Source organism: Streptosporangium heterodermiicola, from assembly GCF_051390675.1.
Taxonomy (GTDB): domain Bacteria; phylum Actinomycetota; class Actinomycetes; order Streptosporangiales; family Streptosporangiaceae; genus Streptosporangium.
Genome location: NZ_JBPJSR010000007.1, coordinates 240,771 through 256,248, shown reverse-complemented (window position 1 = coordinate 256,248; position 15,478 = coordinate 240,771). Strand labels below are relative to the sequence as shown.

Below are 15,478 nucleotides of genomic sequence, written 5' to 3'. Positions count from 1 at the left end.
GGATGTCCGGTGACGCAGACTACGGGGATGGAGGAGACCCGGGTCGCGAAGGCGGGAAGGGCGGGAGGGCCGGGAAGGCCGCGGGGCACGGCGGGGGCGGTGGCACGGGCCGCGCTGGCCACCGTGATGATCCTCCCGGCCGGCTGCGCCACCCCGGCGGGCGGCCCGCCCGCCGGGCCCGCCCCGGGAGCCGCGGGCACCACCGGGGCCGTCTCACGCACCACGCCCGCACCGGTGGTGACGCCCGCCGTCACCACCACCACCGGCACCGGGCAGCGCGCCGGAACGGAGGAGGAACCCCTGCTGCGCCAGAGCGCCGCCGACGTCGCGCGGACGATAGGCAGCATCCGCAAGATCGACGACCTGCCGCTGTACGAGATGACCTACCACGGGTCGTACGACCGCGAGGCGCCCCTGGGGGAGGAGGAGCTGGCGGGACGCGCCGACGGCTGGGCCTGCTCCCTGTTCGCCCTCGGCGGCGACCGGCCGCTGTTCGGCCGCAACTTCGACTGGGACCCCAACCCGGCGCTGATCGTGCACGCCGACCCGCCAGACGGCTACGCCTCGGTCTCCGTCGTCGACCTGTTCCACCTGATCGGAGGCTCCACCCCGCCGGACCTGTCCGCCGCGCCCGACCGCCGCAGGATGGCCCACGCGGTGCTCGCCCCCTTCGACGGGGTCAACGAGAAGGGCCTGGCGATCGGGATGGCCACCTCCCCCGAGGGCGGGCTGCCCGCCCGCTCTCCCGACCGCCCCGACATCGGCAGCGTGCGCGTCATCAGGATGATGCTCGACAAGGCGGCGACCGTCGACGAGGCGCTGGCGATCATGCGCCGCCACGACGTCGACTTCACGATCGGGCCGCAGGTCCACTACCTCATCGCCGACGCGGCGGGCGGGTCGGCCGTCGTGGAGTACGCCGGGGGCGGGCTCAACGTCATCGACGACCGCATGCTCACCAACTTCGGCATGACGGGCACCTCCGCCGCCCAGCGCCGGGCCGACCACCGCTACCGCACGCTCGCCGAGGGGCTGCCCGCCACCCGGGACTGGCAGGGCGCGATGGGCCTGCTCCGGCGGGTGGCCCAGACGCACACCCGCTGGTCGGTCGTCTACGACCTCACCGACGCCACCGCCCGCGTGGTGGCGGGCCGGCGCTGGGACACGGTGCACACCGTCCCGCTCGTCCAGCGCTGAACGCCCGGCCGGGCGAAGGGGACGTACGCGGTGCACACCGTCCCGTTCGTCCGGCGCTGAACGTCCGGCCGGGCCGGAGCGCACCGCGTCCGGCGTTGAGCGTCGGACGGGCGAAAGAGACGGACGCGGTGCGTCCCGTCCCGTTCGTCCGGCGCCGGACGGCTCTCACCGGGTGGAGACCTAGCTGGCCTGGCTCACCGTCGACATGTTGAAGTCGGGCACCCGGATCGGAGGCATGACCGCGCGGTTGAAGTAGTCGCTCCACTCGCGCGGCAGGGTCTGCTCGGAGGCGCCGATCTCGGTGAGGCGCCGGAGCAGGTCCACCGGGCTCTCGTTGAAGCGGAAGTTGTTCACCTCGCCCACGACCTCGCCGTTCTCCACCAGGTAGACGCCGTCGCGGGTCAGCCCGGTGAGCAGCAGCGTCTGCGGGTCGACCTCGCGGATGTACCACAGGCAGGTGAGCAGCAGGCCGCGCCCGGTGGAGGCGATCATCTCCTCCAGCGACCGCCCGCCCTCGGGCCCCCGCATGATCAGGTTGTCGACGGCCGGGGTCACCGGCAGGCCGGTCAGCTCGGCCGAGTGCCGGGTCTGCAGCAGGTTGGCCAGCCTGCCGCCGGAGATCCAGTCGGTGGGCGCGAGCGGCAGCCCGTTGTCGAACACCGAGTTCTCCCGGCCGGAGGCGTGCGCCACCACGAACGGAGGGCACTCGATACCCGGCGCCGAGGGGTCGCCGTACAGGCGGACCGGCAGCTCGGAGAGGACGTCGCCGACGCGGGTGCCGCCACCGGGCCTGGAGAAGACCGTGCGCCCCTCCAGGGCGTCGCGCGCCCCGGCCGTCCAGTAGAGGTACGTCATCAGGTCGGCCACGGCCGTCGGCGGCAGCAGCGTCTCGTACCGGCCCGCGGGCAGCTCGACGCGGTTCCTCGCCCACTCAAGGCGCTGGGCCAGCGAGGCGTCCAGGGCCGCCACGTCGACGTCGGAGAAGTCGCGGGTGGAGACGCCGGTCCACGCCGAGCGCCGCATGTCGGGGGACTTGGCGTTGAGCTCCAGGCGGCCGGTCGGCTGGGTGTGCCGCAGCCGGGCGCCGGTCGAGGTGCCCACGAAGGTCGTCGTGACGGTGTGCTCGGCGAACCCGTACAGCCTGCGCCCGCCCGCCTCGGCCGTGGCGAAGGTCTCGCCCAGGGCGGGGGCGAAGGCGCCGAACACCCCGATCGAGGTCGCCTCCGCGGGGGCGTCCCAGTCGTCGGAGCGGGTGCCCTCCAGCAGCGGCCTGGCGTCCTCGGACGGCCGCGCGTCCTCGGCGGCGTGGTCGGCGGCTGCCACGACGTCGTCGAGCTGCTCGGGGCGGACCGCCGCCCGCGACACCACGCCCACGCCGCGCCCCACGATGGAGATCACGGTCAGCTGCGCGGAACGGGACACGCCGTTGGTGGTGAGGGTGTTGCCCGCGAAACGCAGGTTGGCGCTCGATGTCTCGTCCACGATCACGACGTTGTCGTCGGCCGTGGAGAGCTCCAGGACCTTCTCGATCATCTCCTGGGGGGTCATCCCGTTCCCTTCCCGCCGGACCGCCCGGCCGACGCCCTCTTCCGCCCGCTCTTCCGTCCGTTCACCGCGCGTGCTCAACTGCCACTCTCCTGGACCGTGTTGAGGATGCGCACGCCGTGGAAGAGCGCCGACGGGCAGCCGTGGCTCACCGGCGCGACCTGGCCCGGCTGCCCCTTGCCGCAGTTGAACGCCCCGCCCAGCACGTACGTCTGCGGCCCGCCGACCGCCGCCATCGAGCGCCAGAAGTCGGTCGTCGTGGCCTGGTAGGCGACGTCGCGCAGCTGCCCGGCGAGCCTGCCGTTCTCGATCAGATAGAACCGCTCGCCGGTGAACTGGAAGTTGTAGCGCTGCATGTCGATGGACCAGCTCTTGTCGCCCACCACGTAGATGCCCCGGTCGACGCCGGAGATCAGCTCCTCGGTGGTGGGACCGCCGGGCGCCGGGCGCAGCGACACGTTGGCCATCCGCTGGATCGGGGTGTGGCCGGGGGAGTCGGCGAAGGCGCAGCCGTTGGAGGCGCCCAGCCCCTTCAGCAGCGCCATCCGCCGGTCGAGCTGGTAGCCGACCAGGACGCCGCCGGAGACGATGTCGAACTCCCTGGTCGCCACCCCCTCGTCGTCGTAGCCGATCGTGGACAGGCCGTGCTCGACGGTGCGGTCACCGGTCACGTTCATCTGCTCGGAGCCGTACACCAGCGTGCCGAGCTGGTCGAAGGTGGCGAAGCTCGTCCCGGCGTACGCCGCCTCGTAGCCGAGGGCCCGGTCGAGCTCGGTGGCGTGCCCGATCGACTCGTGGATCGTCAGCCACAGGTTCGACGGATCGACCACCAGGTCGTACACCCCCGCCTCGACGGAGGGGGCCCGGAGCTTCTCCTCCAGCAGCTCGGGGATGCGCGCCAGCTCCTTGGGGAAGTCCCAGCCGGTGCCGGTGAGGTATTCGTACCCCCGGCCGGTGGGCGGGGCGAGCGTCCGCATCGAGTCGAAGCGGCCCTCCAGCACCCTCGTCGCGTTCAGCCGGGGATGGACGCGCACCCGCTGCTGCGTGGTGACGGTCCCGGCCGTGTCGGCGTAGAACTTCTGCTCCTTCACCTGCGTCAGCGACGCCTGGACGTGGTCCACCCCGGGATCCCTCAGCAGGCCGCCCGACCAGTCGGCGAGCAGCGCCGCCTTGTCGCGCATCGGCACCTCGAACGGGTCGACCTCGTAGGAGGAGATCCAGGTGACGTCGGAGTGCACCGCCTCGGGGGCGAGCTCGACGGGCTCGCGGTTGACCGCCGCGGAGACGACCGCCACCTCCACCGCCTGCTCGGCGACCCTGACGGCCGCCTCGGGAGTGAGCTCGATGCCCGCCGCGAAGCCCCAGGTGCCGTTCTTGACGACCCGTACGGCGTAACCGAGGGTGTCGGCGTCGATGGAACCTTCCAGTGCGGCGTCCGAGAGACGCAGGGTCTCCCCGCGGATGCGCTCCAGCCGGAAGTCGGCGTGCTCGGCGCCCAGGTCACGGGCGCGCTGCAGGGCCGCGTCCGCCAGCCGGCGCAGAGGCAGGGCGAGGAAGTCGGAGTCGATCTGGCGCATGTCGACGATCCTAGCCCTGTGATCTTGTCCCTCCCGGACAAGGCGGTTACCCCCCGGTAGCCGATACCGTCTGACCATGGCTCGATCTGTTCTCGTAACCGGCGGCAATCGCGGCATAGGCCTCGCGATCGCCCGCGAACTCGCTCAGGCGGGCGACGACGTCGCCGTCACCTACCGTTCCGGCCAGCCTCCCGAGGGCCTGTTCGGCGTGCGCTGCGACGTGACCAGCACGGCCGACGTGGACGCCGCCTTCGCGAAGGTCGAGGCCGAGTACGGCCCGGTCGAGGTGCTCGTCGCCAACGCGGGCATCACCAGGGACACGCTGCTGCCGATGATGAAGGAGGAGACCTTCACCGACGTCATCGACGCCAACCTGACCGGCGCCTACCGGGTCGCCAAACGCGCCACCCGCGGCATGCTGCGGCTCAAGCGCGGGCGCATCGTGCTGATCTCCTCGGTGGTCGCCATGCTCGGCTCGGCGGGGCAGAGCAACTACGCCGCCTCCAAGGCCGGGATGATCGGCTTCGCCCGGTCGGCCGCGAGGGAGCTGGGCTCGCGCAACATCACCGTCAACGTGGTCGCCCCCGGCTTCGTGGAGACCGACATGACGGCCGAGCTGGACGAGGTCTACCAGGAGCAGATCAGGAAGAGCATCCCGCTGGGCCGTTACGCCGCCCCGGAGGAGATCGCGCGCGTGGTCAGGTTCCTGGCCGGCGAGGACGCCGCCTACATCACGGGGGCCGTCATCCCCGTCGACGGCGGCCTGGGAATGGGGCACTGACGTGGGAATTCTCGAAGGCAAGCGGATCCTGGTCACCGGGGTCCTCACCGACGCCTCCATCGCCTTCTCGGTGGCGAAGCTGGCCCAGGAGGAGGGCGCGCAGATCGTGCTCACCGGCTTCGGCCGGCTCAGCCTGGTGGAGCGCATCGCCAAGCGCCTGCCGGAGCCGCCTCCCGTGCTGGAGCTCGACGTCACCAACACCGAGCACCTCGACTCCCTCGCCGACCGGGTCGGCGAGCACCTCGGCGGCCTGGACGGGGTGGTGCACGCCATCGGCTTCGCGCCGCAGACCGCCCTGGGCGGCAACTTCCTGAACACCTCGTGGGAGGACGTGGCGACCGCGGTCCAGGTCTCCACGTACTCGTTCAAGTCGCTCGCGGTGGCCGCGCTCCCGCTCATGAAGGAGGGCGGCGCGATCGTCGGCCTCGACTTCGACGCCACGAAGGCCTGGCCGGTGTACGACTGGATGGGCGTGGCCAAGGCCGGCCTGGAGTCCTGCTCCCGTTACCTGGCCCGCGACCTCGGCAAGCAGGGCATCCGGGTCAACCTCGTCGCGGCGGGCCCGATCAGGACCATGGCCGCCAGGAGCATCCCCGGCTTCGTCGAGTTCGAGGAGAGCTGGCCCGCCAAGGCCCCGATCGGCTGGGACATCAACGACCCGATCCCGGCGGCCAAGGCGTGTGTCGCCCTGCTGTCCGACTGGTTCCCCGCCACGACCGGTGAGATCGTCCACGTCGACGGCGGCGTCCACGCCATCGGGGCCTGAGCGTTCCCGCCCCGGCGGGCGGTGACCGGCCGGGGCGGTCGCCGTACCGAGGCGGCGGTGAGGCCGTGGCCGCCTGTCGTACAGGGCGGTGACGAGCGGCCGGGCCGAGGACCGCGGGCGGGACCGGGGCTGAGGCGGTCAGGCCACCCGGTGGTGGCTCGGCGGGGCCGGCTCGAACGGTATCGACTCCCGCACCTTCCGCCTGCTGTACAGCAGGCGGACCGCGAGGATGGCCGAGACGAGCACCGCCGTGGTGAGCACGGTGCTCGTCGTGTCGGACGACCGGCTGGGGGTCACCGGCTGCGCGTCCGGCATCTGCCGCTGGAGCTCCTGCATCACCGGGGCGGGCCACAGCAACTCCACCCGGGGCGCCTCGGCGTCGACCACGGGTGACGGCTTGGGGGCCGGTGGCTCGCCCACCTCGGCCGTGGGCGTCCGGGTGTCCGGGAACGACGTCTCGGGGAACGGCGGCCGGTCGGTCGGCACCGGAACCGGGCTCTTCCTGGCGGGGACGGCGCCCTGGTCCCGCGATGGGCTCGGCGAGGGGGTCGCCGACGGGCTGGGGCTCGGCGACGACGGCTTGGGCGAGGGCGTCTCCGAGACCCCGGGCTCCTGCGGCTCCTCGACGAGGGGGGCCACCGCCGAGTCCGACGAGCCCGGCGAGTCCCCGCACTTGGCGGAGGCCGCGGAGGTCACGGACCGGCAGACGTCGGCGGGGCCCTGGGGCTGGGGGGCGTGCGTGCCGCCGGAGGGCCTCTCCTCGTCCTTCGCGGGCGGCCTCCTCGGGTGCCCCGAGGGGGGCTTGGTGGCCGAGGGGGCCGGTGCCGGGCTCTCCGTCCCGGCGGGCGCCTCCTCGACCTCGGGGGGTGCCTCGGCGTCGCCGTCCGTGCCGGGGGGCGGGGACGAGGGGGAGGGAAGGAGGACGCCTCCCGTGAGGCCGTGCACGACGCCGTCCACGGCCCGGCAGACCGTGCCCGTCACGGTGCCCAGCAGCCCCCCGTGGTCGCAGTCGTCAAGACGCGCGACGGCATCCGCCCGGGCGGCGCTCACGGGCACGAGCGCGACGGCCGGAATCCCACCCCCCAGCGCCAGCGCCAGAACGCCTGCCGCCATCGCAGTTCGCACTCGTCTCCTTCGCCCCGGGCCGGATGCCGGCCGTGAGACCTCGCCGACATCCAGGTGTCCCCCTGCCACCTGTTTGACAGTTTTGTAGGGAGGCCCGCTTTTTCCACGGAAAGTTGTCATTCGGTATCGACTAGTGATACGCGAGACGAATTCTCGTTCGGTTTCTTGTGTATTTCTCCCGGAAGGCCGCCCGGCTTTCCCCGGAGGCCACCCGCTCTCCCGGGAGGCCGTACGCGCCGGAGTCTCCCCGGCGCCTCCCCGATGCCGTGCCTCAGTCGGCGGACACGTCGTCGAGCGCCTCCCTGATCTCTACGGGCAGCGACAGGTCCTCGGCCTGGAGCACCCCGGACAGCTGCGCGTGGGTGCGGGCGCCGACGATGGCGGAGGCCACCCCCGGCTGGTCGCGTACCCACGACAGGGCCACCGACAGCGGTGAGACGCCGAGTCCCTCGGCGGCGGTCGTCACCGACTCCACGACCCGGCGGCACCGCTCGTCGAGGTAGGGGGTGACGAAGTCGGCGAAGTGCGGGGTCGCGGCCCGGGAGTCGGCGGGGATGCCCGTCCGGTACTTCCCGGTGAGGACGCCACGCCCGAGCGGCGACCAGGCGAGCACCCCCGCGCCGACGTGCTCGGCGGCGGGGATCAGCTCGCGCTCGGCCTCCCTGGCCAGGAGCGAGTACTCGACCTGGGCCGCGACGATCGGCACCCTGCCCGGGACCGCCCGCTGCCCCACGGCGGCGGTCGCCAGCTGCCAGCCCGCGTAGTCGCACACCCCGGCGTACGCGGCCCGCCCCGAGGACACGATGGCGTCCACGGCGGCCAGGGTCTCCTCCAGCGGGACGTCGGGGTCGAAGGCGTGTAACTGCCACAGGTCGACCTCGTTGACGCCCAGGCGGGTCAGGGAGGCGTCGATCGCGGCGACCAGATGTTTCCTGGAGGCGTCGCGGGGCCTGCGCCCGGCGGGGGTGAGCACGGCCTTGGTGGACAGCACCAGCTCCGAACGCGGCACGGAGTCGCGCAGCAGCCGCCCGAGCAGCCGTTCGGCGTCTCCACCGGTGTAGACGTCGGCGGTGTCGATGAGCGTGCCGCCGGCCTCGGCGAACATGCGGAGCTGCGCCGCGGCCTCCTCGGCGCCGGTGTCACGTCCCCACGTCATCGTCCCCAGTCCCAGGCGGGACACCGACAAGCCGCTCCGGCCCACATAGCGCTGCTCCATGATCCGGCCAGGTTACCGCCCGGCCACTTAAAAGTAGTGGAGCGAAGGCTGCAAGACTTGCCCGCGTGACGACCTTGTTGCTGGCCAGACACGGCCTTACCCACCTCACCGGTCCGGTCCTCGCGGGCTGGACCCCGGAGGTGCACCTCAGTGACGCGGGACGGGCCCAGGCGGAGGCGCTCGCCGCGCGGCTGACCACCCTGGAGCTCGACGCGATCGTCTCCAGCCCGCTGGAACGCTGCCAGGAGACCGCGCAGGCGGTCGCCGGGACGCGGCCGGGTGCGGAGGTGCTGACCGACGAGCGCTTCGGCGAGTGCCGCTACGGCGACTGGACGGGCCGCCCGATCGCCGAACTCGTCAAGGACCCCCTCTGGCCGGTCGTGCAGGCCCACCCGAGCGCGGTGACGTTCCCCGGCGGAGAGTCCCTGGCCGCCGTCCAGCACCGCGCCGTGACGGCCGTCAGGGAGTGGAACGACCGCCTCGGCCCCAAGGCGGTCTATCTCGTCTGCAGCCACGGAGATGTGATCAAGGCCATCGTGGCCGACGCCATGGGGCTCCATCTGGACCAGTTCCAGCGGATAACGGCCGACCCGGCGTCGCTCACCGCCATTCGCTACACCCCCTTGCGTCCCTTCGTGCTCAGGCTCAACGATCTCGGCGGAGATGTGGCCGGATTGCGCCTCAAGGAGGGTTCGGCGGGCGAGGAAGGGGGAGAAAATCCCACCGGGAGCGATGCCGCAGTCGGCGGCGGATCCGGAACCACGTAAGGTCGGGCTATGCCGGTCTTCGACTACGATCCACCCGAGAGGTTCGTGGCCGGTGCCGTGGGGCAACCGGGATCACGAACCTTCTTCCTGCAGGCGCGGGGCCAGGGCAGGCTGACCACCGTGGCCCTGGAGAAGTTCCAGGTCGCGGCGCTGGCCGACCGCCTCGACGAGCTGCTCGACGAGGTGTTGCGACGCGGTGAGGGCAGTGTCCCCGTGCCCGCCGTCGCCCCGGCCGCGCTGGCGGACAACGCCCCCCTCGACGTGCCGATCAGCGAGGACTTCCGCGTCGGCGTGATGGCCCTGGCCTGGGACCCCGAGGCCGCGCAGGTGGTCATCGAGGCCAAGGAGGCCGTCGCCGAGGACGAGGAGTTCGAGCCGTCCCCGCTCGTCGAGCCCACCGTGCTGCGCGTGCACATCAGCCCCGGCGCCGCGAGGGCCTTCACCAAGCGGGCCATGGCGCTCGTCGCCGCCGGCCGCCCGCCCTGCCCGCTCTGCGCCCAGCCTCTCGATGCCGAGGGGCATATTTGTGTGCGGCTCAACGGTTACCGGGGTAGTAGCGCTTCATCTGCTGGAGGAGGCGAATGAGTGCTGAGAGCGAGCCGGCGCTGAGCGCGGCGCCGGCCACGGGGCTGGACGACGAGACCGCGACGCGTCTGCTCCGTGACGGCCAACTGGACGTGGCGGGCCGCCTGGTCGAGGCGACCAACATGACGCTCTACTGTTCGGTCCGGCTCGGCGGGCTCGCGGCGGCCTGCGTGTACAAGCCGGTACGGGGCGAACGCCCCCTCTGGGACTTCCCCGACGGCACCCTGGCGGCCCGCGAGGTCGCCGCCTACGAGGTCTCCGCGGCGATCGGCTGGCGGATCGTGCCGCCCACCGTCTACCGCGACGGTCCCTTCGGCCCGGGAATGTGCCAGCTCTGGATCGACACCGACCCCGAGACCGACCTGATGGTGCTGATCCGCAGCCGCCAGCCCTCGCTGCGGCGGATGGCCGTCTTCGACGCCATCGTCAACAACGCCGACCGCAAGGGCGGTCACCTGCTGCCGCTCGCCGACGGCCACGTCTACGGCGTCGACCACGGGGTCTCCTTCTCGGCCGAGGACAAGCTCCGCACCGTGCTGTGGCAGTGGCGCGGCAAGCCCCTGTCCCGCGAGGCCATGAACGTCCTCACCCGCCTGGAGTCCGACCTGGAGCAGGGCCGTCTCGGCCGCCGCCTCCGCGAGCTCCTCACCCTCCACGAGGTCGAGGCCACCTGGACACGGGTCCGCAGGCTGCTCGACACCGGCCTGCACCCCCTTCCCTCCAAGGACTGGCCCGCCATCCCCTGGCCGCCGATCTGAGACCCCCGCGCGGGGTCTCCCGCCCCGGGCACCGGGCCCCGCGGGGAGGTGGGGTGCTCGCGTGGCGGCCTCCGTGCGTCCCGCGGGGGGTCTCGCGTGGCGGCCTCCCCGGCTCCGGATCCCCGGCTTCGGACGTCCTCTCGACGGCGGACCTCGGTTCCCCTGTCGGCGGTCCCGGAGCTTGGTCTCCCGATGGAGGGCCCCGGTCCGCGCCCGCCTCCCGCGAGGGCGTAGCCTCCGGGCATGTGCACGGTTGTCGTCAGCATCGATCCGAGCGCCGAGATCCCCCTGATCGTGGTCGGGGTGCGCGACGAGTTCGTCGGCCGCCCCTGGGTCCCACCGGCCGCGCACTGGCCGGAGAGCCGGCCCGGCCTGATCGGCGGGCGTGACCTCCAGGCGGGCGGCACCTGGCTCGCCGTCGACCCCGGGGCCAGACGGGTCGGAGCCCTTCTCAACGGGCTCGGCGTGCTCGCCCCCGACGAGGGCCGCCGATCGCGGGGCGACCTGCCACTCCTGGCGGCGGCCGGAGGCGAGCCCGTGGAGAGCGATCTCGGCCACTACGACCCCTTCCACCTGCTGCGGGCCGATCTCGCCGGGGCCCGCCTGTGGCACTGGGACGGGATCACCCTGGAGCGGGACGACCTTCCCCCGGGCACCCACATGATCGTCAACAGCGGCTGGGAGCGCGGTGCGGAGAACGAGCGGGTGGCGTTCTTCCGCCCCCTGTTCGCCAAGGCGGGCCGTCCCACGGAGCTCGGCGGCCCCTGGGGGGAGTGGCGGGAACTCGCCACCGGGGCGGGGATCCCCGCCGAGGACCCCCGGACGATGATCGTCCGTCACGAGCTGCCCGACGGGCGGACCTTCGGCTCCGGCTCCGTCACCCTGCTCGCCCTGGCGCCCGGCGGCGTCCGCTACGACTTCACCGCCGACCCTCGCGATCCGGGCGCCTTCCGCGAGGTCCGCACGGAATGATCCGGTCGGCTCCCGGAGTTGAGGTGAGTGCCCGTACATCCACCGCCCCGAGCCGACCGGGGTGGTCTGACCGCTGGATAGGCTTCATTTTATGAGATCGTGGTCTGAGCCGAAGGTTCCCCGGCTTCCCGGTGCCGGTGTCCCGCTGCGGCTGTTCGACACCGCCGCGCGAGAGGTCGGCCCCACCCGGCCGGGCCGCACGGCACGGATGTACGTCTGCGGCATCACGCCCTACGACGCCACCCATCTGGGCCACGCCAACACCTACCTCGCCTTCGATCTGGTCAACCGGGTCTGGCGTGACGGCGGTCACGAGGTGCACTTCACCCAGAACGCCACGGACGTCGACGACCCCCTGCTGGAGCGTGCCGAGCGGACCGGCGTCGACTGGCGCGACCTGGCCGAGCGCGAGATCGAGCTGTTCCGGACCGACATGGAGGCGCTGCGCGTCCTCCCGCCGCGCGACTACGTCGCGGTGACCGAGGTGATCGACCAGGTCGCCGACCTGATCGTGTCGCTGCGCGACAAGGGCGCCACCTACGAGCTCGACGGCGACGTCTACTTCGACGTGGCCGCGGCCCCCAAGTTCGGGGCCGTCTCCGGTTACCCGGAGGAGCGCATGCTCGCCCTGTTCGGCGAGCGCGGGGGAGACCCGGACCGGCCGGGCAAGAAGCACCCGCTCGACTGGCTGCTCTGGCGCGCGGAGCGCCCGGGGGAGCCGTCCTGGCCCTCGCCGTTCGGCCTGGGCAGGCCCGGCTGGCACATCGAGTGCACCGCGATCGCCCTGACGAACCTGTCCAGCGGTTTCGACGTCGCCGGCGGGGGTTCCGACCTGATCTTCCCCCACCACGAGTGCGGTGCCCACGAGGGCCACGTGGCGTGCGGGGAGTGGCCCTTCGCGAAGGCGTACGTGCACGCGGGCATGGTCGCCCTGAACGGCGAGAAGATGTCCAAGTCGAAGGGCAACCTGATCTTCGTCTCCCGGTTGCGCCGGGAGACCGACCCGATGGCCATCCGGGTCGCCCTGCTGGCGCACCACTACCGTTCCGACTGGGAGTGGACCTCCGAGCAGCTGGGCTCGGCGGAGGTGCGGCTGGCGCGCTGGCGCTCGGCGGCGGGGCTGCAGACCGGCCCCGACGCCGGTGTCGTGCTCGAGAGGGTACGCGCCCGGATGGCCGACGACCTGGACGCCCCGGGAGCCCTCGCGGTCGTCGACGACTGGGCCGAGCGGGCCCTGTCGGAGGGGGGCAACGACCCGGACGCGCCGATCCTTGTCAGGGAGACCGTGGACGCCCTGCTCGGGGTCGCGCTCTAGGGGCCTGGGTTCCCCGGGCGGCGCCGCCTCCGCGCGCCCCTGGGGCGCGGTGGCGCCGCCGGGACGGGGGCCGTGTTCTTGAGGGTTCTTGAGTAGCCGATGTGCCGTGAGAAACGACGCCGTGTTCCTTGAGAGAAGCTGTGTTCCTTGAGAGACGCCGTGTGCCTTGGGAAACGACGGAGCCCGCACCGCTTGCGCGGTGCGGGCTCTGCCTGAAGCCTTTGAGGTCAAACCAGGTCAGATGACCTGAACCTGGTCGGCCTGCGGGCCCTTCTGGCCCTGCGTGGTGACGAAGCTGACACGCTGGTTCTCCTCCAGGCTGCGGTAGCCGCCGGAGTTGATAGCCGAGTAGTGCACGAAGACATCGGCGGTGCCGTCATCCGGTGCGATGAATCCGAAGCCCTTTTCGGCGTTGAACCACTTAACGGTGCCCTCAGACAAAACTACTTCTCCTCATTGGGAGCCTCACCGAACCACCAGGTCGGCGGCACGGGGCTGCGTTGCGGACCCTACCATGCACCCGCGGAAACCATCCGGAGAAACTGTGTAACGTCCGCTGTCGGCGGACTTCTCATAAGCACTTGAGATGATAAGGCTAAGCTGAGAACTACGACTGCAACCAGGCAATGGTATCCGACGCCTCCGCGATGCGCAAGTCACAGGTTGGGCGCGAAGAACCGCTCGCGCTCCTCCTCGGGGAGGTGGTCGACGAAGAGGGTGCCGTCGAGATGGTCGGCCTCGTGCTGCAGGACGCGGGCGAGCATGCCCAGGGCCCGGACGGTGGCGGGCTTGCCGAACATGTCGCGACCACGCGCGGTGACCATGTAGGAGCGTTCCAGCGGCCACCAGCGGCCGGGCGCCGACAGGCAGGCCTCGTCGGCCACGATCTTCCGCTCGGACAGCTCCAGGCGCGGGTTGACCAGGTGGCCGGACTTGCCGTCCAGCTCGTAGACGACGACCCTAAGGGGGACGCCGATCTGCGGGGCGGCCAGTCCCGCGCGGCCCGCGCCGGCCCGCATCGTGGCCTGGAGCGACTTGACCAGGGCGCGCAGCGCGCGGTCGAAGGTGGTCACCGGCTCGGACACCGTGCGGAGCACGGGATCGGTGAACGGTCGGATCGGCTGGACGGCCACGCGCACTCCCCGAAGCGAACGAATTGGCACGGAGACGATTCCCTTTGTCGCGCCGACTCAACCGTTACCCGGGCCCCTTCGAGTTTCCGGAATGTTGCCGCTGTGCGACGTGTGCATTGCGTATTTCCAAGGTTAGTCACACGTAACCGGCGCACCATCACAGATAGTAAATGTGCGTAATGCCGTCCTCTTAGATTTCGGGATCGAAGCCCCCCGAAACCGCAGGAGGAAAGAACGATGGCCAAGCCCTGGATCAGCGACTGGCGGCCCGACGATCCCGACTTCTGGCAGGGGCGGGGCAGGAAGGTGGCCCGCAGGAACCTGGTCTTCTCCATCTTCGCCGAGCACCTCGGGTTCACGCTGTGGACCGTGTGGAGCATCGTGGCCGTGCAACTCGGCTCCTACGAGTTCTCCACCGACCAGCTCTTCTGGATCGTCGCCCTGCCCAACCTGGTCGGCTCGGCGCTGCGCGTCCCGTACACCTTCGCCCCGGCCAGGTTTGGCGGCCGGAACTTCACCGTGGTCAGCGCGCTGCTCCTGCTCGTGCCCGCGGCGCTGCTCGCCGTCGCGGTCGGCGACCCGGCCACCCCGTACTGGGTGTTCCTGGTCATCGCGGCCACGGCGGGACTCGGCGGCGGCAACTTCGCCTCCAGCATGGCCAACATCACCTACTTCTACCCCCAGGACAGGCAGGGGTCGGCGCTCGGGCTCAACGCGGCGGGTGGCAACATCGGGGTGAGCTCGGTGCAGCTCGTCATGCCCCTGGTGATCGGGGCGTTCGGCCTGGCCGCCGCCGGGCTGTTCTGGATCCCGTTCATCCTGGCCGCCGCGATCGGCGCCTACTTCTTCATGGACAACCTGACCTCCGCCAAGGCGAGCCCCGCCGACCAGCTGAAGGTCGCGGGCCGGGCCCAGACCTGGATCATGTCGGTCCTGTACATCGGTACCTTCGGCTCCTTCATCGGCTACTCCACCGCGTTCCCGCTGCTCATCAAGAGCCAGTTCCCCGAGCGGGCCTCCCTGGTGGCGCTGGCCTTCATCGGCCCGCTGCTCGGCTCGCTGATCCGCCCGGCCGGGGGCTGGCTGTCGGACCGGCTCGGCGGGGCGCGGGTGACGCTCGTCAACTTCGCCGCGATGGCGGGCGCGGCGGCGCTGGTCTGGCAGGGCCTGTCCCAGCACGCCTTCGCGCTGTTCTTCTGCGCCTACATGCTCCTGGTCGCCACCACCGGCATCGGCAACGGCTCCACCTACCGGATGATCCCGGCGATCTTCCGGGCGAAGGCCGTGGCGGGCATCGCTCCCGGTACGGACGCCCACGAGGCCGCCGTGGCCGTCGGGAAGCGGGACGCCTCCGCCGCGATCGGGATCATCTCCGCGATCGGCGCCTTCGGCGGGTTCTTCATCAACCGGGGATTCGGCAGCTCCATCGCCGGGACCGGGGGAGCGGGCGCCGCGCTGGCCTCCTTCGCCGCCTTCTACATCGTGTGCGCGGTCATCACCTGGGCCTGCTACCTGCGTACCGCGGGATCGGTGCCGAGCCTGGCGGCGGCACGCGTGTGACCCCGGCCGCACCGGGCGCCCGTTTCGCTCACATCCGGCACCGGCCCCGCAGACGGACAACTCACATCCGCCTCATCGCGAATGTGAACGCGGTTAGCGGCTTGTAGCACATCGGTAACAGGGGAGACCTCGCGGTGAAACCGCCTGAAAGCACCATCGGATCCATGCCGGTCTCACTTCC

The 15,478-nt window shown here is 71.7% G+C and carries 15 protein-coding genes; 9 read left to right on the top strand and 6 right to left on the bottom strand.

Annotation, left to right across the window (positions count from 1 at the left end; genetic code table 11):
- Positions 1 to 9: 9 nt before the first annotated feature.
- A complete protein-coding gene (locus ACSC1Q_RS17830; RefSeq protein ID WP_436759822.1) occupies positions 10 to 1,197 on the top strand; it encodes a carcinine hydrolase/isopenicillin-N N-acyltransferase family protein in 1,188 nt (395 codons plus the stop codon).
- Between the two features lie 180 nt (positions 1,198 to 1,377).
- Here ACSC1Q_RS17830 and ACSC1Q_RS17825 read toward each other — a convergent pair whose 3' ends face one another.
- Together ACSC1Q_RS17825 and ACSC1Q_RS17820 are read right to left on the bottom strand one after the other, a co-directional pair.
- The gene (locus tag ACSC1Q_RS17825; protein ID WP_436759821.1) at positions 1,378 to 2,745 is read right to left on the bottom strand and encodes a metallopeptidase TldD-related protein; all 1,368 of its coding nucleotides are present in this window, start codon (positions 2,743 to 2,745) and stop codon (positions 1,378 to 1,380) included.
- 74 nt (positions 2,746 to 2,819) lie between these two features.
- Entirely contained in the window at positions 2,820 to 4,319 is a 1,500-nt protein-coding gene (locus ACSC1Q_RS17820; protein ID WP_436759820.1) for a TldD/PmbA family protein, read from the bottom strand.
- 76 nt (positions 4,320 to 4,395) lie between these two features.
- Between ACSC1Q_RS17820 and ACSC1Q_RS17815 the strand changes: the two genes are divergently transcribed.
- Entirely contained in the window at positions 4,396 to 5,100 is a 705-nt protein-coding gene (locus ACSC1Q_RS17815) for a beta-ketoacyl-ACP reductase (RefSeq protein WP_436759819.1), read from the top strand.
- Between the two features lies 1 nt (position 5,101).
- Positions 5,102 to 5,866, top strand: a complete 765-nt coding sequence (fabI, locus tag ACSC1Q_RS17810) for an enoyl-ACP reductase FabI (RefSeq protein ID WP_436759818.1) — start codon at positions 5,102 to 5,104, stop codon at positions 5,864 to 5,866.
- A 138-nt stretch (positions 5,867 to 6,004) separates the two neighbouring features.
- Here fabI and ACSC1Q_RS17805 read toward each other — a convergent pair whose 3' ends face one another.
- Both ACSC1Q_RS17805 and ACSC1Q_RS17800 read right to left on the bottom strand, forming a co-directional pair.
- Complete coding sequence (locus ACSC1Q_RS17805) at positions 6,005 to 6,991, bottom strand: hypothetical protein (protein ID WP_436759817.1); 987 nt, start codon at positions 6,989 to 6,991, stop codon at positions 6,005 to 6,007.
- 271 nt (positions 6,992 to 7,262) lie between these two features.
- Entirely contained in the window at positions 7,263 to 8,207 is a 945-nt protein-coding gene (locus ACSC1Q_RS17800; protein ID WP_436759816.1) for an aldo/keto reductase, read from the bottom strand.
- A gap of 65 nt (positions 8,208 to 8,272) precedes the next feature.
- Here ACSC1Q_RS17800 and ACSC1Q_RS17795 point away from each other — a divergent pair, with 65 nt between their 5' ends.
- The 5 genes from ACSC1Q_RS17795 (at position 8,273) to mshC (ending at position 12,604) form a co-directional block, all read left to right on the top strand.
- Positions 8,273 to 8,974, top strand: coding sequence for a histidine phosphatase family protein (locus tag ACSC1Q_RS17795; RefSeq protein ID WP_436759815.1), 702 nt, complete (start codon positions 8,273 to 8,275; stop codon positions 8,972 to 8,974).
- 9 nt (positions 8,975 to 8,983) lie between these two features.
- Positions 8,984 to 9,559 (top strand): DUF3090 domain-containing protein, encoded by a 576-nt coding sequence (locus ACSC1Q_RS17790; protein ID WP_350967840.1) that lies wholly within the window; start codon positions 8,984 to 8,986, stop codon positions 9,557 to 9,559.
- Complete coding sequence (locus tag ACSC1Q_RS17785; RefSeq protein WP_436759814.1) at positions 9,556 to 10,317, top strand: SCO1664 family protein; 762 nt, start codon at positions 9,556 to 9,558, stop codon at positions 10,315 to 10,317. Before ACSC1Q_RS17790 ends, ACSC1Q_RS17785 begins: the two co-directional genes overlap by 4 nt.
- A gap of 243 nt (positions 10,318 to 10,560) precedes the next feature.
- Complete coding sequence (locus tag ACSC1Q_RS17780; RefSeq protein ID WP_436759813.1) at positions 10,561 to 11,289, top strand: NRDE family protein; 729 nt, start codon at positions 10,561 to 10,563, stop codon at positions 11,287 to 11,289.
- A 91-nt stretch (positions 11,290 to 11,380) separates the two neighbouring features.
- Entirely contained in the window at positions 11,381 to 12,604 is a 1,224-nt protein-coding gene (gene mshC, locus ACSC1Q_RS17775) for a cysteine--1-D-myo-inosityl 2-amino-2-deoxy-alpha-D-glucopyranoside ligase (protein ID WP_436759812.1), read from the top strand.
- A gap of 237 nt (positions 12,605 to 12,841) precedes the next feature.
- Here mshC and ACSC1Q_RS17770 read toward each other — a convergent pair whose 3' ends face one another.
- Both ACSC1Q_RS17770 and def read right to left on the bottom strand, forming a co-directional pair.
- Positions 12,842 to 13,045 carry a cold-shock protein gene (locus tag ACSC1Q_RS17770; RefSeq protein WP_344903117.1) on the bottom strand — a complete coding sequence of 68 codons (204 nt, stop codon included), beginning with the start codon at positions 13,043 to 13,045 and terminating at the stop codon, positions 12,842 to 12,844.
- A 215-nt stretch (positions 13,046 to 13,260) separates the two neighbouring features.
- A complete protein-coding gene (def, locus tag ACSC1Q_RS17765; RefSeq protein WP_436759811.1) occupies positions 13,261 to 13,737 on the bottom strand; it encodes a peptide deformylase in 477 nt (158 codons plus the stop codon).
- A gap of 237 nt (positions 13,738 to 13,974) precedes the next feature.
- Between def and ACSC1Q_RS17760 the strand changes: the two genes are divergently transcribed.
- Positions 13,975 to 15,297, top strand: a complete 1,323-nt coding sequence (locus ACSC1Q_RS17760) for an MFS transporter (protein ID WP_436759810.1) — start codon at positions 13,975 to 13,977, stop codon at positions 15,295 to 15,297.
- The last annotated feature ends 181 nt before the right edge of the window (positions 15,298 to 15,478 follow it).

Bases quoted from the DNA above. Each gene is read 5' to 3' on its own strand.
- ACSC1Q_RS17825 (WP_436759821.1), bottom strand. From the start codon at position 2,745: ATGACCCCCCAGGAGATGATCGAGAAGGTCCTGGAGCTCTCCACGGCC.
- ACSC1Q_RS17820 (WP_436759820.1), bottom strand. From the start codon at position 4,319: ATGCGCCAGATCGACTCCGACTTCCTCGCCCTGCCTCTGCGCCGGCTG.
- ACSC1Q_RS17815 (WP_436759819.1), top strand. From the start codon at position 4,396: ATGGCTCGATCTGTTCTCGTAACCGGCGGCAATCGCGGCATAGGCCTC.
- ACSC1Q_RS17800 (WP_436759816.1), bottom strand. From the start codon at position 8,207: ATGGAGCAGCGCTATGTGGGCCGGAGCGGCTTGTCGGTGTCCCGCCTG.
- ACSC1Q_RS17790 (WP_350967840.1), top strand. From the start codon at position 8,984: ATGCCGGTCTTCGACTACGATCCACCCGAGAGGTTCGTGGCCGGTGCC.
- ACSC1Q_RS17785 (WP_436759814.1), top strand. From the start codon at position 9,556: ATGAGTGCTGAGAGCGAGCCGGCGCTGAGCGCGGCGCCGGCCACGGGG.
- ACSC1Q_RS17780 (WP_436759813.1), top strand. From the start codon at position 10,561: ATGTGCACGGTTGTCGTCAGCATCGATCCGAGCGCCGAGATCCCCCTG.
- mshC (WP_436759812.1), top strand. From the start codon at position 11,381: ATGAGATCGTGGTCTGAGCCGAAGGTTCCCCGGCTTCCCGGTGCCGGT.
- ACSC1Q_RS17760 (WP_436759810.1), top strand. From the start codon at position 13,975: ATGGCCAAGCCCTGGATCAGCGACTGGCGGCCCGACGATCCCGACTTC.